The sequence below is a fragment of the Streptomyces hilarionis genome, assembly GCF_024539675.1.
GTDB lineage: Bacteria > Actinomycetota > Actinomycetes > Streptomycetales > Streptomycetaceae > Streptomyces > Streptomyces hilarionis.
In genome coordinates this window covers 1-19,075 of the sequence record NZ_JAHHIT010000173.1, presented here as the reverse complement: position 1 = coordinate 19,075, position 19,075 = coordinate 1, and the positions used below count along the sequence as shown (strand labels likewise).

Below are 19,075 nucleotides of genomic sequence, written 5' to 3'. Positions count from 1 at the left end.
CCCCCCGCCGCCCCACCACCCCCGCACGACCGCACCACCACACGACCGCATGACCACACGACCGCATGACCACACGAGAGAACACGGGGACCACGGACATGACGAACGACCTCGACGGCCGGACCAGCCCGACCGGCGCGGGACACGCGGGGGGCAGCCGCAGCAGCGCCCGCCTGCGCACCACCCGCCGCACCGCGGCCGCCGCCGCCCTCGCGCTGGCCCTCGGGCTCGGCGTGACGGCACAGGCGTCCGCCGGCGGCCCGCGCAGCGTCAGCGGCAAGTCGTCGGACAACATCACCCGCGTCGCCGACTTCTACGGCGCCTACATCGACGCGGTGACCGACGAGGGCGGCGGCGACCTCGCGGACGCGCTGCGCAAGCACTACCTGACGCCTGCCTTCCAGAAGGAGCTGAACGCCTGGGAGGAGGCGAACCACGCCGACGGCGTGCTGCGGGCCCAGAACGTCCCGCTCGCCTGGAAGGTCACCGACAGCGGCACGGCCGACCACACGGAGGCCGTCGTCACCCTCACGTGGAGCAAGAACACGACCACCAGGCTCGTCGTGGACGTGACCCGGGGCAGCCACAAGATCTTCCACATCGGCGCCAAGGGCGTCGAGGGCAGCTGACGGCCGCAACGGCCCCCGGGGACCGCAGAGTTCAGGCCAAAATCGCGGACGGCGGGAACCGAGGGGCCGCCGGTGCACGAGGGGGATCCGCGATCCGGCGGACCGGGTACGACCCGGCCGCCGGACCCCGGGTCCCCTCGTCCGTGGGTCCGGGTGCGCGGAGGGGCTCGGCGACCTGCCCCGCGCGCCGCGGCGCGGCCCCGCCCGTGCCGTGCCTACGACCAGGTCGGTAGCCGCGTGTCCGCAGACGGCACGACTCCGGGCGGTCGCCCGGCCACCCGGGTGCGCGGGGGACGGAGGCGCGGAACGGCCGGGCCGCGGGCCGCGTCGAGCGGCCGATGCCCCGGCTCACCTCCGCTCGCGCGGGAGGTGAGGGCGGGCGGCCGGTTGCGCGGGCGTGCGCCGCACAGGCGGTACGCGTGCGCCGCCGTGTGACGTGCCCGCCGTCCGCAGGCCCGGGCGGGCTGCCCCCGCCCTCGTGCCGGGTGGCCGCGCCCCCGCGCCGGTCCCACGGACTCGCGCGCCTTCTTCCCGACCACTGGAACAGGCGCCTCGACCAGGGCTTTCCTCTCGCCCGTGACGGCGAGCGCGTCCCGTGCGCCGCCGGCTCCCGCGCACGGCCGCCCCGCCCGGGCGGCCGGCGACCGCTCGTCCGGTCACCCGCACGCGGCGCCGCCCGCGTCCGGCGGCCCGGCGGCGCACCGGCCGCACCGGCCCGCGCCTCGGCCTCGTCCGACTCGTGCGTCCCAGCGTGCGACGCCCGCGCGGGCGGCCTCGCTCGGCCCGGGACCGCCCTGTCGGCCGGCCGTACGCCGTGCGGAGCACCTCGAGGGCGCGGCCGAACATGGCCGAACACCCGGTCGTTGATGATTCGACATGACTGGCGCGGTGCCGACCGGGCAAGGATCCCCGTGAACGTGTTCGAGCAGGGGGGAACCGACATCGACACGCGGGCGGGGGTCATGGAGAGGCAGGCACGGGGAAGCGGTCCCACGACGATGGTGGGAGGCTCGGCGACCGGGCGGCCGGGAAGGACCGGGGAGGACGCGACCGGGGACACGGCGGACCAGGATCGTGCGGCGCAGCTCAACCGCCTTCTCGGGCGGGCGGACCTGCGGGCGGTGCCCGAGGCGCGCCGGGCGCTGCGGGAGCTCCTGCGGGGGTGGGGCAAGCCCGGCCGGTCGGAGACGGCGGAACTGCTGACCAGCGAACTCGTCACGAACGCGCTGGTGCACACGGACGACGACGCGCTCCTGACGGCCACCGTCTCGTCGGCCGGTCTGCGGGTCGAGGTGCGGGACTGCGCGGCGTGCCGGCCCCGGCCCGGCGCGCCGATCCCCGACGAGGGGACCCACGGCCGGGGGCTGGTCCTCGTCGAGTCCCTCGCGGACACCTGGGGCGTCCGGGCCCAGGGCGGCGGGAAGGTCGTCTGGTTCGAACTGGGCGCCGGAGCGGCCTGAGCCGAGCCGCCCGCGCCGTCCGGATCAGGGCCACGACCTGTCTCGGGGCGCCGCGGCACGTTCCAGGACGCCGCAGGCCGACGGCGTCGCGGGCCCGGCACGGACGTCCGAGGCCGTGCGCGCGGCACGGGAAGGGGGCGCGACCGTCGTGGTCGCGCCCCCTTCCCGTCATGCCCGCCCGGCCGTCAGCCGAACTGCTGCTCCAGGTCCTTGAGCTTGCGCTCCAGGGAGTCGAGGCGCGGCAACGCCATGGTGTCGTCCTCCGCGGTGAGGTCGACGGTCATCGATTCGGAGCCGTGGCGGACCGGCTGCAAGGAGGGCCGTGACCGCACGGGCAGCTGCTCGGCCGAGTTCGCTATGGCAGGCTCCGCGGGGACACGTTCGGCCGTGGCCCGCTCCAGTGCGGCCTGGGCCTCGACCTGACGGCCGCCGCCGCGACCGGGGAAGCGGCCGTGGCCGCGGCTGATCGCCTTCAACTGCGCCCGCTCGACCCGCTGCTGCTCGCGACGGCGCAGCTTGGTCTCCTCCTTGCGGGCCTTGTCCTCGCGGACCTCCTCGACGGCCTCGTCCAGGCTGCGCACGCCCTCGAGCAGCATCAGGGACCAGGCCTTGTAGGTCTCGCGAGGCGCGCGGACCCAGCGCACCACGCGGATCTGCGGCAGCGGACGGGGCACGAGGCCCTGCTCGCGCAGCGCCGCCCGGCGGGTCTGCTTCAGCGCGCGGTCGAAGAGCACGGCCGCGGACAGGGACATGCCGGAGAAGAACTGCGGGGCGCCGTCGTGGCCCAGGCCGCGGGGCGCGTGCACCCAGTTGAACCAGGCCGCGGCACCGGCGAACGTCCACACGAGTATCCGGGAGCCGAGCGCCGCGTCACCGTGGCTGGCCTCGCGCACCGCGAGCACGGAGCAGAACATCGCCGCGCCGTCCAGGCCGAACGGCACCAGGTATTCCCAGCCGTTGGTGAGCCCGAGGTTCTGCTGGCCGAAGCCGACCAGGCCGTGGAAGGAGAGTGCGGCGGCCACGGCCGCACAGCAGAACAGAAGGACATAGGAAGCGGTTCCGTATATGGCTTCCTTGCGCCTGCGGCGTTCCTCGGTGCGCTCCCACGAGTCGTCCGCGCTCGCGCTCGCCCCGGAGGAGCGCTTGCCGCGCGCGAGCACCGCCACCGCCGCCAGCATGCCCAGGAGCAGTACGGCGCCCGGAAGCAGCCAGTTCAGCGATATGTCGGTAAGTCTCATCTGGGGTCCCTTGCATTGGGATAGGGCGTAACGCCCGCCATAGTGGCCCAATCCCGCCGTCCCTCAGGGGGTTTCGGGGCAAGAGGCCGCCAAGGAGGTGCAAGGGGATGCCCAGGGCGACGATCTGCTCGAACTGCCGCTTGAGGGGCGGGAGTTGAGTTCGAATAAGACTACCCGTAAGGGTGGTTCCACGGAAAGTTCCCGTGGCATGTGAGGAAAATGTGAAGCGCCTGTGACCGTGCCGACGCCTCGTTCGGGTGATCTTACGGGACGCGCGGCACGTCCTCCGTCCCGGGGTCGTCCCCCGGCCGGAGCTGAGGCGACGTCAACTGGCCGCGGCCACAGTCGCGGTGAGTCTGCCGATGCGGTCGGCGTCGCAGGTGCGCGGACACGAGACGCAGGTGTCGGCGGGGCGCACGGTGTAGAACATGCAGCAGCTCGCCCGGTCCCGGGTGGGCAGGGGCCTGCCGTCGGGCCCGGTCAGTTCGCGGAAGGCCGCCGAACCGACGTAGGGCCGCGTGGCTCCCGGCAGCAGCCGCTCCAGCTCGCGCCGGGCCCGCTCCGGTTCCTCGCCGCCGAGCAGGTGGGCGACGTGCCACAGTCCCTCGACGACCTCGTCCGTCACCATGCCCCACAGGGCGCGGCCGCGCCGCCTGGCGCGCGGTCCGAAGGCGGCGAGCAGCGGCTCGTGGTGCTCGGCCACCGCCGCCCGGACCTCCGCGCGCAGCGCCTCCTCGTCCGGGACCACCCGGGCGCCGGGCGTGCGGGCCGCCGGATCGCCCGGCAGGCAGGCGAACGAGGAGGGCGGGCGGACGACCATCCGCATGCCGTTCCCGGTGCGGTCGTACGCGACGTGCGACACCGGCAGCCGGGGCACCCGCCGGTGCAGGAACCACGGAACCGTGATCAGCAGACAGGCGGGCCAGGCGTAGCGGTGGAGGCCGAAGCCGGCCACCACGTCCGGGCGGGCCCGACGACCGTAGTCACGGACGACCTGGGCGTCGTCCCAGGCCAGGAAGTTCTCCAGGGCCGTGCCGCCCTCGGCCAGCTCGGCCGCCGTGACCCATCCGCCGCCCCGGGGGAAGGGCTTCGCGTGATCCAGCTCCGTGACGGTCAGGCCCGGCAGGACCTCCGTCAGGCGGGCGTAGGCCGTCGCCGTGGCCGACGGGGCTGTGGGCATGCCGGTACCGCCGTTCGGTGAGCTTTGCAGGTAAGCCTTACCTTACCTGCCGCGGGTGGGGTGCGCGGACGCTCCCGCGGTCCGGCCGGTCCCGAGCCCCCCGTTACCCGCGAGGCGGCGGGTGCGCCTATGGTTCTTGACGGACGAGTAACAACCCGTCGTAATGACCCCAAGTACCGACAAGGCCGGAGGAGGCCCCGTGGAGCGGAGCGCGCAGGGCTCCACCGGCCTGGAGAACCCGGCCGGGCCCGGGGGCGACGGCCGTGCCCGGGTGCCCGCGCAGGCGCGCCCCGACTCCGCCGCGTACGGCGGCTACGGCGAGGGCGTTGACCGCCGACGGTGCGGACCGGCCGACGCGGCGCGCGGCGAGCACACGCACGGCGAGGCCCCTGCCTCCGCCGCCCCCGCTTCCTCCCCCTCCTCGGCGCCGTCCCGCCCCGTGGTCCAGCGGGCCTCGGTGCGCGGTCAGATACTCGACGCCCTGCGCACCGCTCTCGTCACCGGCGAACTGCTCCCGGGCGAGGTGTACTCCGCCCCTGTGCTCGGCGAACGCTTCGGTGTCTCCGCGACCCCCGTGCGGGAGGCGATGCAGCAGCTCGCGCTGGAGGGCGCCGTCGAGGTCGTCCCCAACCGAGGGTTCCGGGTGATCGTGCGGGGCGCCCGCGAACTGGCCGAGCTCGCCGAGGTGCGCGCGCTGATCGAGGTGCCCGTGCTGCTGCGGCTCGCCCGCACGGTGCCCGGCGAGCGGTGGGCCGAACTGCGGCCCCTGGCCGAGGCGAGCGTGCGCGCGGCGGCCACCGGCTGTCCCGCCGCCTACGCGGAGGCCGACCGGCTCTTCCACCGGGCGCTGCTCGCCCTCGCCGGCAACGAGCAGCTGGTCGCGATCGCCGACGACCTGCACCGGCGCTCGCAGTGGCCCCCGGCCGGCGGACCGGCGCGACGCGGGCGGGCCGACCTCGTCGCCGACGCGGCCGAGCACCTGTCCCTGCTGGAGGCGCTGGCGGCGGGCGAGTCAGACGCGGTGCAGAAGCTGGCCCGGGGCCACTTCGCGGGCGTGGCGGGCGGCTGAGCGCCCCGGCCCGGATTCCGTGCCGGCGGCCGGGACGGGCCCGCGCGTCCGCCTCGTGCGGGTCGGCCGGCCGGACCGTGGTGGGGCGTTTGGCGGGGGTCGCTCCACTGGCGCAGGCCACGGTTCTCGCCGTCGTGCCGGAATCCCTTACGCGCCTGACGTGGCTGAGGGGTCCCCGGCCCGCGGGCGAGTCGGACGTGGTGCACAAGCCGGCCCGGGGCCACTTCGCGGGCGTGGCGGGCGGCTGAGCGCCCCGGCCCGGATTCCGTGCCGGCGGCCGGGACGGGCCCGCGCGTCCGCCCCGTCCGGGTCGGCCGGCCGGACCGTGGCGGGGCGTTTGGCGGGGGTCGCTCCACTGGCGCAGGCCACGGTTCTCGCCGTCGTGCCGGAATCCCTTACGCGCCTGACGTGGCTGAGGGGTCCCCGGCCCGCGGGCGGGCCGGACGTGGCGCACAAGCCGGCCCGGGACCACTGCGCGAGCGCGTCAGCCCGCTGAGCGCCCCGGCCCGGGGCCCGGGCGCCGGCCGGCGAGGAGCATGCGCGTCCGCCCCGCCCCCGCCGCTCGCACGGACCGCGCGGGGCGCCCGCCCCGGGCCGCCCCACGTGCCGGCGACCCGGGTCGAGCCGTCGTACCGGGTCCGCTCACACGCCCGACGGGCTCGGGGTCGCCGGTGGGGCCAACTGCCGTGCCAGCCAGGTCGGCACGCCGCCCAGCAGCCGGAACAGCCGTCGCGCCTCCTCCCGCAGTCGTGAGGCCTCCGGTTCCGCCTCCGCGTCCGCCAGCGAGGCGAGCGCCGGAGCGGTGCCCACCAGGTAGCCCAACTCCTCGCGGATGCGCAGCGATTCGGCGAACCCGTGACGGGCCTCGGCCAGCTCGCCGTCCCGCAGGGCGAGGCCGGCGAGATGACGCCAGGTGAAGGACAACAGCAGGGGGTCCGCGTGCGCGGCGGCCGCCGTGTGGGCGCGCCGGTACGCGGCCTTCGCGGCCTGCGGGGAACGCGAGATGTTCTCCGCGACCAACCCCCGCCGGAAGTCCAGCAGGGCCCGGCCCGTCGCCTCCGGCGGGATCAGCGCCGCCGCCCGGCCCAGCGCGGCCCGCGCCTCGTCCGCCCGGTCGCGCACCCCGTGCAGCGTGGCCGCGTAGGCGAGTTGCCCGCGTTCGCAGGCGGCCGCGCCCCGCTCCTCGTCGTCGTGGGCCAGGGCCTCCGCCGTGCGCAGCGCGTCCTCGGCGTCCTGCCAGCCCTGCTCGGTGTACAGGCACCGCTCCACCAGCAGCGCGGCCCGCTGGGTCGCGCCCGCCGCCGTGGCGGGTGGGATCAGGGCCGCCGCGTCGGCCCAGCAGGCCCGCGAGCGCAGCCGCCATACCGCGGTCTGGAGGGGATCGTCACCTGAGGTCGTTCCGGTACCAGACATGGCGGAATGCGCCACGTTGCCCTCCCCGAGCGCGCCGTCGAGCTATGAGTGGTGGCCGCATCTCAGCACGGATCGAGGCACCGGGCCAAGGGGGCGGGTGAAGGATTTCACAAAGTCGTGGGACTCGGCGTCCTCCCAGGTGCGCGCCGAGTCTGCGACGACAGGGGGTGACCGGGGTGCGGGCGGTGTCAGCTCATGCGCAGGGCCAGGAAGAAGTCCAACTTGTCCTCCAGGCGCGACAGGTCACGACCCGTCAACTGCTCGATCCGCCCGACCCGGTAGCGCAGCGTGTTGACGTGCAGGTGCAGGCGGGAGGCGCAGCGCGTCCACGACCCGTCGCAGTCGAGGAACGCCTCCAGGGTCGGGATCAGCTCGGCGCGGTGGCGCCGGTCGTAGTCGCGCAGGGGGTCCAGGAGGCGGGCGGTGAACGCCCGGCGCACGTCGTCGGGGACGAACGGGAGCAGCAGGACGTGCGAGGCCAGCTCCTGGTGCCCCGCCGCGCACACCCGGCCGGGCCGGGCGGCGGCCACCCGGCGCGCGTGCCGGGCCTCCTCCAGCGCCCCCCGCAGCCCCTCCGCGGAGTGCACGGCCGCGCTGACGCCCAGGGTGAGCCGGCCGTCGCCGTCGAGACCGGCCGACAGCGGCTCCCGCACGGCCGCCAGCAGCGCGTCGGCGAGGACGCCGCTCTCGCCGCCGTCGTGGTCGGCCGACATGGCGGGCAGCGGGACGAGGGCGACGGCCTCGTCGCCCGTATGGGCGACGGCGATGCGGTCGGACGGCTCGGGACCGGTGGCCCCGGGGTCGACGAGGATCTCCTCCAGCAGCGACTGGGCGACCGGCCCGGCCTCCAGGGCGCCGTCCTCCCACTCCACGCGGGCCACCACCACCTGCCAGTGCGGGGCGGCGCCCAGACCCGGCAGCAGCACGGGGGCCGCGACCCGCAGCCGGGCCGCGATCTCGGCCGGGGCCGCGCCCGTCTGCACCAGCTCCAGGACCTCCTGCGCGAGACGGCGGCGCACGGTGCGCGCCGCGTCCCGGCGGTCCCGTTCGACGGCGATGAGCTGGGTGACGCCCTGGAGCAGGTCGAGGCGCTCGTCCGCCCAGTCGCCGGCGTCCGCCTCGACGGCCAGGAGCCAGTCCGACAGGACGCTCTCGCGCACGTCCCGGGCCCCCGGCAGGCCCGCCGCGCCCGCCGGGCCCGGCCCGGTCCGCGGCGGCTGCGGGGAGAGGGGGATCCGGGCGGCCTGGGGCGGACGGCCGCCGCTGCCGTGGATCGGGAACAGGGAGAACGTCGTCCGGCCCACCAGCACCCGGTGCGGGCCGCGCCGGCCGGTGCGGACGGCGGCCAGCTGCTCCGCCGCGAGCTTGGCGCACACCTCGGACGGCAGGCCCGGGCCCGCCGCCTTCGAGCCCGCGATGAGCCGCCCGGTGGGGGACAGGACCCACGCGCGCAGGTCCAGGTCGGAGCCGAGGAGGTCCAGGACCACGTCCGGGCCGCCGCCCGCCGGACCCGAGGTCATCATCCGGCGGTGCCGGTCGACCACGGCCGCGAGGTCCCCGGCGCGCTCGCCGGACACCTGCCGCACGACGTGCTCGGTGATCGTCGCGAAGGCCACCGACTCGTGCACCGCGAACAGCGGGAGACGGTGCCGGGCACAGGCCGCGACCAGATCCTCCGGGACGTCGCCCAGCTCCGCCTCGCCGGCCGCGAGCGCGGCCACCCCGGCCTGCACCAGGATCCGCACGAACGGCTCGGAGTCCGCCGCGTCCCGGCGCCAGGCCAGGCCCGTCAGCACCAGCTCGCCCCCGGAGAGGTAGCGGCTGGGATCACGCAGGTCGGTGGTCATGACCCCGCGCACCGTGCGGTCCAGCTCGTCCTCGCCGCCGAGGAGCCCGAGGCCCAGCGCATCGGTGTCCAAAAGTGCGCGCAGCCGCATCTCGTCGCCGCCGTTCTCTGTCTCGAAATCTACGATGAATCGTGAAGGATGTGACGGGAAAGGGCCCGTCGCCGGTCCCGCCCCGAAGCCCGGGCCGCTGCCGCGGGACGTCGGAAACCGCATTCTTCGATCGCCAGGCTGCTGCCCGCGTTTCTGCAGGAAAACCAGGAGGTTACGGAAAGCCCCCGTTCATACGAATCTACAAGATGCCCGAACGGACCAGCCAACTCCTTCATGGTTTCGGTGACTGACCCGGTCGGAGCAAGCCGCTGTGTACTGGCCCCACTCCGCGTGAACAGCACATGAACGAGCCGGGCCCGCCGCACCCGATTCTGGCTCGATAGAGACGACTCACGAGATTCACGAGACGAAGAAGAGAGCCGGTCATGGACTTCCTTCGCCCCGCCAGCTGGGAGGAGGCGCTCGCCGCGAAGGCAGCGCATCCCACCGCTGTGCCGATTGCGGGTGGCACCGACGTGATGGTCGAGATCAACTTCGACCACCGCAGGCCCGAGTACCTGCTCGACCTGAACCGCGTCGGCGACCTGTACGAGTGGGAGGTCGGCGAGGACAGCGTGCGGCTCGGGGCCTCCGTCCCCTACTCCCGGATCATGGAGCACCTGCGCGCCGAGCTGCCGGGCCTCGCGCTCGCCTCGCACACCGTGGCCTCCCCCCAGATCCGCAACCGCGGCGGCGTCGGCGGCAACCTCGGCACCGCCTCCCCGGCGGGCGACGCCCACCCGGCCCTGCTCGCCGCCGGCGCCGAGGTCGAGGCCGAGTCGGTGCGCGGGACGCGCCGCATCCCGATCGACGCGTTCTACACCGGCGTGAAGCGCAACGCGCTCGCCCCCGACGAGCTGATCCGCGCCGTCCACGTCAAGAAGGCCGACGGCCCCCAGCAGTACTCCAAGGTCGGCACCCGCAACGCCATGGTCATCGCCGTCTGCGCCTTCGGGCTCGCCCTGCACCCCGGGACCCGGACCGTGCGCACCGGCATCGGCTCCGCCGCCCCCACCCCCGTCCGGGCCACGACCGCCGAGGAGTTCCTCGAAGCGGCCCTGGAGGAGGACGGCTTCTGGGACAACGGGAAGATCATCACCCCCTCGGTCGCCAAGCGGTTCGCCGACCTGTGCGCCGCCGCCTGCAACCCGATCGACGACGTCCGGGGCACCGCGAGCTACCGCCGCCACGCGGTCGGCGTCATGGCCCGCCGGACCCTCACCTGGACCTGGGAGTCGTACCGCGGCGCCCGCCGCGCCTCGAAGGGAGCCGCGTGATGCGCGTCAACTTCACCGTGAACGGACGTCCGCAGGAGGCCGACGACGTCTGGGAGGGCGAGAGCCTGCTCTACGTGCTGCGCGAACGGCTCGGGCTCCCGGGCTCGAAGAACGCCTGCGAGCAGGGCGAGTGCGGCTCGTGCACGGTCCGCCTCGACGGCGTCCCGGTCTGCTCCTGCCTGGTCGCCGCCGGCCAGGTGGAGGGCCGTGACGTCGTCACCGTCGAAGGGCTCGCCGACCACGCGCGCAGGCGCGCCGAACGCGGCGGGTGCGCGACCGCCTCCCGCGGCGGCGCTCCGGCCGCGGCGGGGACCTCGCTCGACGAGGCCCGGGCGTGGCAGGCCGGGGGCGCCGGCTCCCAGGCCGGCGAGGGCGGCGAACTCGCCCCGATCCAGCAGGCCTTCATCGACGCCGGCGCCGTCCAGTGCGGCTTCTGCACCCCCGGTCTCCTGGTCGCCGCCGACGAGATGCTCGAACACCACCCGAACCCGACCGACGCGGACATCCGCGAGGCGCTTTCCGGCAACCTGTGCCGCTGCACCGGCTACGAGAAGATCATGGACGCGGTCCGCCTGGCGGCCGCCCGGCAGGGAGAGGCGGTCTGACGATGCCCGCACCCACCCGCGGCTCCGCACGCACGGGGGGCGCTCCCGTCGGCACCCCCGTCGAGGTCACCCAGGGCTCCCCGACCCGGGGCGGCATCGGCGAGTCCACGCTGCGCCCCGACGGCATCCTCAAGGTCACGGGCGAGTTCGCGTACTCGTCCGACCTGTGGCACGAGGACATGCTCTGGGGCCAGATCCTGCGTTCCACGGTCGCGCACGCCGAGATCGTCTCCCTCGACACCTCCGAGGCCCTGGCCACCCCGGGCGTCTACGCCGTCATGACGTACGACGACCTGCCGACCGAGGTGAAGAACTACGGCCTCGAGATCCAGGACACCCCGGTCCTGGCGCACGGCAAGGTGCGCCACCACGGCGAGCCGGTCGCGATCGTCGCCGCCGACCACCCCGAGACCGCCCGCCGCGCCGCCGCCAAGATCAAGGTGGAATACCGCGAACTGCCCGTCATCACCGACGAGGCCTCCGCGACCGCGCCCGACGCGATCCTGATCCACGAGAACCGCGACGACCACCACATCGGCCACGTCCCGCACCCCAACATCGTCCACCGCCAGCCCATCGTGCGCGGCGACGCCGACGCGGCGGCCCGGCGCGCCGACGTGGTCGTGCGGGGCGAGTACACCTTCGGCATGCAGGACCAGGCCTTCCTCGGCCCGGAGTCGGGCCTCGCCGTGCCCGAGGAGGACGGCGGCGTCCACCTGTACATCGCCACCCAGTGGCTGCACTCCGACCTGCGTCAGATCGCCCCGGTGCTCGGGCTGCCCGAGAGCAAGGTGCGGATGACGCTGGCCGGCGTCGGCGGCGCGTTCGGCGGTCGCGAGGACCTGTCGATGCAGATCCACGCCTGTCTGCTCGCCCTGCGCACCGGGAAGCCCGTCAAGATCGTCTACAACCGCTTCGAGTCCTTCTTCGGCCATGTGCACCGCCACCCGGCCAAGCTGACCTACGAGCACGGCGCGACCCGCGACGGCAAGCTGACCCACGTCAAGTGCCGCATCGTGCTCGACGGCGGCGCGTACGCCTCCGCGTCCCCCGCGGTGGTCGGCAACGCCTCCTCGCTCGGCATCGGCCCCTATGTCGTCGACGACGTGGACGTCGAGGCCATCGCCCTCTACACCAACAACCCGCCCTGCGGCGCGATGCGCGGCTTCGGCGCGGTCCAGGCGTGCTTCGCCTACGAGGCGCAGATGGACAAGGTGGCGAAGGAACTCGGCCTGGACCCGGTGGAGTTCCGGCAGCGCAACGCGATGGAACAGGGGGCGCTCCTGCCGACCGGGCAGCGGGTGGACTCCCCGGCGCCGGTCGCCGAACTCCTGCGCCGCGTCAAGGCGATGCCGCTGCCGCCCGAGCGTCAGTGGGAGAGCAGCGAGGGCGCTGACGTCCGGCAGCTGCCCGGCGGACTGTCCAACACCACGCACGGCGAGGGCGTCGTGCGCGGCGTCGGCTACGCCGTCGGCATCAAGAACGTCGGCTTCTCCGAGGGGTTCGACGACTACTCGACCGCACGGGTGCGGATGGAGGTCGTCGCCGGCGAGCCCGTGGCGACCGTCCACACGGCCATGGCGGAGGTCGGCCAAGGCGGCGTCACCGTCCACGCGCAGATCGCCCGCACCGAGCTGGGCGTCGCGCAGGTGACCATCCACCCCGCCAACACGGAGGTCGGCAGCGCCGGTTCGACCTCGGCCTCCCGGCAGACGTACGTCACCGGCGGCGCCGTGAAGAACTCCTGCGAGCTGGTGCGGGAGAAGGTCCTGGAGATCGGCCGCCGCAGGTTCGGCTCGTACCACCCGGCCTGGGCCACCGCCGAACTGCTGCTGGAGGGCGGCAAGGTCGTCACCGACGGCGGCGAGGTCCTCGCCGACCTGGTCGACGTGCTCGGGGAGGAGGCCGTGGAGGTCGAGGCGGAGTGGCGGCACCGGCCGACCGAGCCGTTCGACCTGAGGACCGGCCAGGGCAACGGCCATGTCCAGTACTCCTTCGCCGCGCACCGCGCGGTCGTCGAGGTCGACACCGAGCTGGGCCTGGTGAAGGTCATCGAGCTGGCCTGCGCGCAGGACGTCGGCAAGGCGCTGAACCCGCTGTCCGTCATCGGGCAGATCCAGGGCGGCACGACCCAGGGTCTGGGCGTGGCGGTCATGGAGGAGATCATCGTCGACCCGAAGACGGCCAAGGTCAGGAACCCCTCCTTCACGGACTACCTGATCCCCACGATTCTCGACACGCCGACCATCCCGGTCGACGTGCTCGAACTCGCCGACGACCACGCCCCCTACGGGCTCCGTGGCATCGGCGAGGCCCCCACCCTGTCGTCGACCCCGGCCGTCCTCGCGGCGATCCGGAACGCGACCGGGCTGGAGCTCGACCGCACCCCCGTGCGTCCGGAGCACCTCACCGGAACGTGACCCCGTCCGGGGCCGCGACCAGCAGTTCCCCGGGGGCTTCCCGCCCCCGGGTCCCCTCGTTCGTCTCGGGCCGTCCCCCGGGTCGTCCCTTCCCAAATCCCGCACACCGGCCGCACCGGCCACGCGGGTGTCCCTGTGAACCTTGGGAGATGGCCCATGACCCAGCAGTCACTGGAGCCGAGGACCACAGCCGACGACGCGGGCGAAGGCTCCCGCGTCCCGGCCGGACGGTCCTGGCTCGACCGGTACTTCCACATATCCGGGCGGGGCTCCACGGTCGCCCGTGAAGTGCGGGGCGGCGTCACCACCTTCATGGCGATGGCGTACATCCTGCTGCTCAACCCCCTGATCCTGTCCGGCAAGGACGCGGCCGGCGACACCCTCGGCCAGAAGGCCCTGATCACCGCGACCGCGTTCGCCGCCGCCCTGACCACGTTGCTGATGGGCTTCCTCGGCAGGGTCCCGCTCGCCCTCGCCGCCGGCCTGTCCGTCTCCGGGGTGCTGTCCTCGCAGGTCGCCCCGCAGATGACCTGGCCCCAGGCGATGGGCATGTGCGTGATGTACGGCGTCGTCATCATGCTGCTGGTCGTCACCGGCCTGCGTGAGATGATCATGAATGCCATCCCGCTCGCCCTCAAGCACGGCATCACCATGGGCATCGGCCTGTTCATCGCGCTCATCGGCTTCTACAAGTCCGGGTTCGTGCACCAGGGCAAGGCGACCCCGGTGACCCTCGGCCCGGCGGGCGAACTCGCGGGCTGGCCGGTGCTGTTGTTCGCGGGCACCCTGCTGCTGATCTTCATGCTCCAGGCCCGCGACGTCCCCGGCGCCATCCTCATCGGCATCGTCGGCGGCACGGTGGTCGCGGCGATCCTCAACGCGGCCGGGGTCGTCGACCCCCGGCAGTGGGCCGGCGGCGCCCCCGAGCTGCACGGCAGCGCGGTGTCCATGCCGGACTTCTCCCTCTTCGGGGACGTGCGGTTCGGCGGCTGGGGCGAGGTCGGCGCGATGACCGTCGGCATGATCGTCTTCACCCTCGTGCTCGCCGGGTTCTTCGACGCGATGGCCACCATCATCGGCGTCGGCACCGAGGCCGGTCTCGCCGACGCCAAGGGCCGCATGCCGGGCCTGTCCAAGGCGCTGTTCATCGACGGCGCCGGCGGGGCCATCGGCGGCGTGGCGGGCGGCTCGGGCCAGACCGTGTTCATCGAGTCGGCCACGGGCGTCGGCGAGGGGGCGCGCACCGGCCTCGCCTCGGTCGTCACCGGGACCTTCTTCGCGGCCTGTCTCTTCTTCACCCCGCTCACCGCGATCGTCCCGCAGGAGGTGGCCTCCGCCGCCCTGGTCGTCATCGGGGCGATGATGCTGATGAACGCCCGGCACGTCGACTGGGCCGACCGGGCGACGGCCGTCCCGGTGTTCCTGACGGTCGTGCTGATGCCGTTCACGTACACCATCACCACCGGTGTCGCCGCGGGCGTCGTCTCCTACGTCGCCATCAAGGCGGCGCAGGGCAGGGCGCGGGAGATCGGCGCCTTCATGTGGGGCCTGACCGTGATCTTCCTCGTCTACTTCTGCCTCCACCCCATCGAGGGCTGGCTGGGCGTGCACTAGCCCCGAGGCCCGAAGCTCCGAGGCCCCAGGACCCGGAGACTCAGGAGGCCCTGGCCGCCCGCCCGGCGGGCACCCGTCCTCCACACGACCGCGATCGAGCAAGGAGACCGAGACATGCTGGACATCGCCGAGGAGCTGGACCGGTGGATCGGGCAGGGCCGTGACTTCGCCGTCGCCACCGTCGTGGCCGTCGGCGGCAGCGCGCCCCGCCGGCCCGGCGCCGCCCTCGCGGTGGACGCCGACGGCACGGCGGTCGGCTCGGTCTCCGGCGGCTGTGTGGAGGGCGCGGTCTACGAGCTGTGCCGGCAGGCGCTGGAGGACGGCGAGCCGGTCCTGGAGCGTTTCGGCTGCAGCGACGACGACGCGTTCGCCGTCGGACTCACCTGCGGCGGAGTCATCGACATCCTCGTCACCCCGGTGCGCACCGGCGACCCGGTCCGCCCGGTGGTGGCGGCCGCCGTGGCTGCCGCCGCCTCCGGCGCGGCGGCGGCGCTGGCGCGTGTGGTGAGCGGGCCGCCCGACCTCGTCGGCCGTGCTCTGCTCGTCTCCCCGGGCGAGGCGCACGGCGGCGCCCCCTCCGTCGGCGCCGCCTTCGGCGAAGGCGCCCACCGGGGCGGCTTCGGCGCCCACCCCGAGCTCGACCGCACGGTAGCGGCCGAGGCCAGGGCGTTCCTCGACGCCGGCCGCACCGGCACCCTGGAGATCGGCGAACAGGGCTCCCGCTGCGGAGCCCCTGTCACCGTCCTGGTGGAGTCGTCCGTACCCCCGCCGAGGATGATCGTGTTCGGTGCGATCGACTTCGCGGCGGCGCTGGTGCGGGTCGGCACGTTCCTCGGCTACCACGTCACGGTGTGCGACGCGCGCCCCGTCTTCGCCACGGAGGCCCGCTTCCCCGAGGCCGACGAGATCGTCGTCGCGTGGCCGCACGAGTACCTGGAGCGCACGCGGGTGGACGCGCGGACCGTCCTGTGCGTCCTCACCCACGACGCGAAGTTCGACGTCCCCCTGCTGCGACGGGCGTTGCGTCTGCCGGTGGCCTACGTCGGCGCCATGGGGTCGCGCCGCACCCACCTCGACCGCAACCGCCGCCTGCGGGAAGTGGGCGTGAGCGAAAGGGAGTTGGCGCGCCTGCACTCGCCCATCGGCCTCGACCTCGGCGCGCGGACGCCGGAGGAGACGGCGCTGTCGATCGCCGCGGAGATCGTCGCCGAGCGGCGGGGCGGCAGCGGCGTCTCCCTCACCGGCGCGCACACGCCGATCCATCACGACATGACGTCGTCCCCGGGCGGCCGCATCGGCTCGGTCGCCTGAGGCGCCGTCACGGGGTGCGCAGCAGGCGGTCGGCGGCCCGGCCGAACACCGAGCGCGCCGTCGTCGCGACGAGCGGGTCGAGGAAGGACGGCACGAGACGCACGTCCAGTTCCTCGCGCCACAGCACGTGGGTCCGCCCGTCCGGTCGCGGCCGTACCTCGATCTCCGCCCAGCCGAGGACGACCCGGCCGCGCTTGTCCAGCCGGCAGCGGCCCGGACCGTCCGGGTCCGGCGGCTCCCACCGGGTCACTTCCATCCGGTCGTCGAAGGAGAGCGGGCCGAGGCCCGACCGGGCGACGAAGACGGTGCCCTCGCGGGTCGGTGGGGGAGTGAGCACGACGACACGGGTGAGCGGGACCACGTCGCCGTGCCGGGACCACCGCGTCAGCCGACGCCAGGCGTCGTCCACGGCGAGCGGTACCGTGCGTTCGAGCTGGAAGATGACCACCCGGTGATCGTAGGCACCCGCGGGCCGCGGACGGGGGAGCACGCTCCGGGTCGCCGGCGCCCGGCCGTCGCGCGGGCTGTCAGCGGTAGACCTCGCCGGGCACCGCTTCCCCGGGCGCCAGCAGTTGGGGCACGGTGACGAACACGAAGCCGCGCTCCTTCAGCGCGTCGATGATGCCGGGCACGGCCGGCACGGTCCCGTCGTAGAGGTCGTGCAGCAGGATGATGCCGTCCCGGTCGGCCTGGGCGAGGACCCGGCGCTCGATGAGCGAGGAGTCGGTCGTCGTGTAGTCCTTGGCGGTCACGGTCCACAGCACTTCGGCGAGGCCCAGTTCGCGGGAGATCTCGTGCACGGTCTTGTTCGTGCGGCCCTGCGGGGGCCGCATCAGCGTGGGGGGTCTGCCGGTCAGGCGCTCTATCTCGTCGTTGGTCCGCCGGAGTTCCTCGCGTATCTCCTCCGGTCGGATCTGCGTGAGGATCTTGTGGTCCCAGGTGTGGCTGGCCACCTCGTGGCCCTCGGCCGCCATGCGTCTGACGAGGTCCGGGTACTTCTCCGCGTGTCTCGCGCCCAACAGGAAGAAGGTCGCCGGGACCTGTTTGTCCTTCAGGATGTCCAGCAGCCGGGCGGAGTGCTCGCTGGGTCCCGCGTCGAATGTCAGGGCGATGCACTTCACCTCCCGGCAGTCGACCGGGCCGCCGCGGGAGGCCTGGGAGGTCGTGACGGGGTGGGCGCGGGCGCTGCTTGGCAGGGTGGTTCCGGCGCCGCCGCAGCCGGTCAGCGCGACCGTCAGGCAGGCGGCCGCCGCAGCGAGGGCGACGCCGCGCAACCCGGCCCCCGTGTTCTTCGTCTTCCTGGTCGGAAAAGGCATGCCGAGACTATACATAGAGGGTATACACCCCATGTATAGTCTCGGCGTCGTGCCGTCCGCGCCGCCGTCCGCAGCGCCGTCAGCGCCGTCAGCGCCCCGGACGTCGTCCCGGGAGGGTGAACGGCGAGGGCCTCACTGGGCGTAGAACGTGGCGTCCGCCCGGTCCGTCGCCGTGTTCGGCGTCTGCACGTGGAGCAGGTAGTCGTAGTGGCGGATGTAGCGGCCCGCGGAGGTGTACGCCTCGTAGGAGATCCCGGCGGAGTCGGCGAGCCCGGCCCGTCGGTAGAAGCTCGCGTCGGCCGCGAACGCCGCGCTGCCGTCGTTCTTCTCCAGCCACACCTCGCCGTTCCTGTGACGCAGGTAGTGGCCGGGGAAGTCGGCCGCCTCCAGGGAGACCGTGCCCGTCCCCGTGAGGCCGCTCACCACGCGGAACTGCGAGTCGGCGAGCGGGGTGACGTCGGCCTCGATGCGGGCGCGGTACTCCCGGTGACGGATGAACCGGTCGGCGAAGTTGTACGAGGAGAACCGCTGCGGCGTCACCCCGTCGGCCACCGGGACGCCGAAGTCGGGCGTGCCGTCGGCCTTCCAGTACAGCTTCTGCACCCGCGTGCGGCGGTTGGGGTCGTTCAGCGGGTCGCCGGTGATGTCCCGGTAGCCGCGGTCGTGGTAGACGAGGATGTCGGACCTGCCGTCCTCGGAGACGGTGAACGAGTTGTGGCCGGGCCCGTACTGCGAGGTCGCGGCGTTCGTCCGGAAGACCGGCTGGGCGCCCTTCGACCAGGACGCGGGCTTCGTCAGGTCGGCGCTCGCGGAGGCGGTCAGCATGCCCAGGCAGTAGTTGGCGTCGGTGGCGCTCGCCGAGTACGTCATGAACACCTTGCCGCCGTGCTGGATCACCGCCGGGCCCTCGTTGACCTTGAAGCCCACGGTCTCCCAGGACAGCGTCGGCTGCGAGATCTCCGCCGGGGTGCCGGAGATCGTCCAGGGGTTGGCCAGCTTGGCGATGAACAGGCTGGTGTTGTTGTCCTCGGAGGGGTTGCGCTGGGCCCAGGCGAGGTAGCGGACCCCGTTGACGACGAACGTGGTGGAGTCGAGGGAGAAGCTCTCCCACGCCGTCCTGATCTGGCCCTTCTCGGTCCAGGCCGCGGTGAGCGGGTTGGCGCCGGAGCCTTCGAGGACGTACATCCGGATCGCCCACACGTCGCTGGTGGACCCGGCGGCGAAGTACACATACCACTTGCCGTCGATGAAGTGGATCTCGGGAGCCCAGATGTGGGCGCCCATGACCCCGCTGCTGTGCTTGGTCCAGATGGTGACCTCCCGCGCCGTGGACAGGCCCTGGATGGTCGTCGCCCGGCGCAGCACGATGCGGTCGTACTCGGGCACGGTGGCGGTGAAGTAGTAGTAGCCGTCGGTGTGCTTGTGGATGTGCGGGTCGGCGCGCTTCTCGGCGATCGGGTTGGTGTACGTCACCGCGGGGGAGCCGGGCGCGGCGGCCTGGGCGGGGACGGCCACGCCGGTGAGGACGGCCGCGAGGGCGACGAGGCCGGCCAGGATCAGCCGAACGGCGTTGCGTCTCAAGGGAGTTCTCCTCGGGGGAGGGGGT

15 protein-coding genes are annotated in these 19,075 nt (G+C 73.9%); 8 read left to right on the top strand and 7 right to left on the bottom strand.

Annotated features, from left to right (window positions below):
- Positions 1 to 65 precede the first annotated feature (65 nt).
- Together KMS84_RS32285 and KMS84_RS32280 are read left to right on the top strand one after the other, a co-directional pair.
- Positions 66 to 629: a hypothetical protein gene (locus tag KMS84_RS32285; RefSeq protein WP_256920043.1), complete on the top strand. Its 564-nt coding sequence runs from the start codon at positions 66 to 68 to the stop codon at positions 627 to 629.
- 998 nt (positions 630 to 1,627) lie between these two features.
- The gene (locus tag KMS84_RS32280) at positions 1,628 to 2,089 is read left to right on the top strand and encodes an ATP-binding protein (RefSeq protein ID WP_438819009.1); all 462 of its coding nucleotides are present in this window, start codon (positions 1,628 to 1,630) and stop codon (positions 2,087 to 2,089) included.
- A gap of 185 nt (positions 2,090 to 2,274) precedes the next feature.
- Here KMS84_RS32280 and KMS84_RS32275 read toward each other — a convergent pair whose 3' ends face one another.
- Both KMS84_RS32275 and KMS84_RS32270 read right to left on the bottom strand, forming a co-directional pair.
- On the bottom strand, positions 2,275 to 3,327 hold the full coding sequence (locus KMS84_RS32275; RefSeq protein ID WP_069770075.1) for a DUF2637 domain-containing protein: 1,053 nt from the start codon (positions 3,325 to 3,327) through the stop codon (positions 2,275 to 2,277).
- 325 nt (positions 3,328 to 3,652) lie between these two features.
- Entirely contained in the window at positions 3,653 to 4,507 is an 855-nt protein-coding gene (locus KMS84_RS32270; protein ID WP_256920041.1) for a (2Fe-2S)-binding protein, read from the bottom strand.
- A gap of 199 nt (positions 4,508 to 4,706) precedes the next feature.
- Here KMS84_RS32270 and KMS84_RS32265 point away from each other — a divergent pair, with 199 nt between their 5' ends.
- The gene (locus KMS84_RS32265; RefSeq protein WP_256920039.1) at positions 4,707 to 5,576 is read left to right on the top strand and encodes a GntR family transcriptional regulator; all 870 of its coding nucleotides are present in this window, start codon (positions 4,707 to 4,709) and stop codon (positions 5,574 to 5,576) included.
- Between the two features lie 642 nt (positions 5,577 to 6,218).
- Here the strand turns inward: KMS84_RS32265 and KMS84_RS32260 are convergent.
- Together KMS84_RS32260 and KMS84_RS32255 are read right to left on the bottom strand one after the other, a co-directional pair.
- A complete protein-coding gene (locus KMS84_RS32260) occupies positions 6,219 to 7,004 on the bottom strand; it encodes a hypothetical protein (RefSeq protein WP_256920038.1) in 786 nt (261 codons plus the stop codon).
- Between the two features lie 173 nt (positions 7,005 to 7,177).
- Positions 7,178 to 8,926, bottom strand: coding sequence for a PucR family transcriptional regulator (locus tag KMS84_RS32255; protein ID WP_256920037.1), 1,749 nt, complete (start codon positions 8,924 to 8,926; stop codon positions 7,178 to 7,180).
- A gap of 386 nt (positions 8,927 to 9,312) precedes the next feature.
- Between KMS84_RS32255 and KMS84_RS32250 the strand changes: the two genes are divergently transcribed.
- From KMS84_RS32250 to KMS84_RS32230, 5 genes are all read left to right on the top strand, one after another.
- Positions 9,313 to 10,203: an FAD binding domain-containing protein gene (locus tag KMS84_RS32250; RefSeq protein WP_256920036.1), complete on the top strand. Its 891-nt coding sequence runs from the start codon at positions 9,313 to 9,315 to the stop codon at positions 10,201 to 10,203.
- The gene (locus tag KMS84_RS32245) at positions 10,203 to 10,808 is read left to right on the top strand and encodes a (2Fe-2S)-binding protein (protein ID WP_256920035.1); all 606 of its coding nucleotides are present in this window, start codon (positions 10,203 to 10,205) and stop codon (positions 10,806 to 10,808) included. Before KMS84_RS32250 ends, KMS84_RS32245 begins: the two co-directional genes overlap by 1 nt.
- 2 nt (positions 10,809 to 10,810) lie before the next feature.
- Entirely contained in the window at positions 10,811 to 13,228 is a 2,418-nt protein-coding gene (locus KMS84_RS32240; RefSeq protein ID WP_256920034.1) for a xanthine dehydrogenase family protein molybdopterin-binding subunit, read from the top strand.
- A 156-nt stretch (positions 13,229 to 13,384) separates the two neighbouring features.
- Positions 13,385 to 14,842, top strand: a complete 1,458-nt coding sequence (locus KMS84_RS32235; RefSeq protein ID WP_256920033.1) for an NCS2 family permease — start codon at positions 13,385 to 13,387, stop codon at positions 14,840 to 14,842.
- A 114-nt stretch (positions 14,843 to 14,956) separates the two neighbouring features.
- The gene (locus KMS84_RS32230; RefSeq protein WP_256920032.1) at positions 14,957 to 16,153 is read left to right on the top strand and encodes an XdhC family protein; all 1,197 of its coding nucleotides are present in this window, start codon (positions 14,957 to 14,959) and stop codon (positions 16,151 to 16,153) included.
- Positions 16,154 to 16,160: 7 nt separating this feature from the next.
- On the opposite strand, the gene KMS84_RS32225 is transcribed toward KMS84_RS32230, so the two are convergent.
- The 3 genes from KMS84_RS32225 to KMS84_RS32215 form a co-directional block, all read right to left on the bottom strand.
- Positions 16,161 to 16,601 (bottom strand): SRPBCC family protein, encoded by a 441-nt coding sequence (locus tag KMS84_RS32225; protein WP_256920031.1) that lies wholly within the window; start codon positions 16,599 to 16,601, stop codon positions 16,161 to 16,163.
- A gap of 79 nt (positions 16,602 to 16,680) precedes the next feature.
- Entirely contained in the window at positions 16,681 to 17,469 is a 789-nt protein-coding gene (locus tag KMS84_RS32220; RefSeq protein ID WP_256920029.1) for a polysaccharide deacetylase family protein, read from the bottom strand.
- A gap of 132 nt (positions 17,470 to 17,601) precedes the next feature.
- Positions 17,602 to 19,050: a family 43 glycosylhydrolase gene (locus KMS84_RS32215; RefSeq protein WP_256920028.1), complete on the bottom strand. Its 1,449-nt coding sequence runs from the start codon at positions 19,048 to 19,050 to the stop codon at positions 17,602 to 17,604.
- Positions 19,051 to 19,075 lie beyond the last annotated feature (25 nt).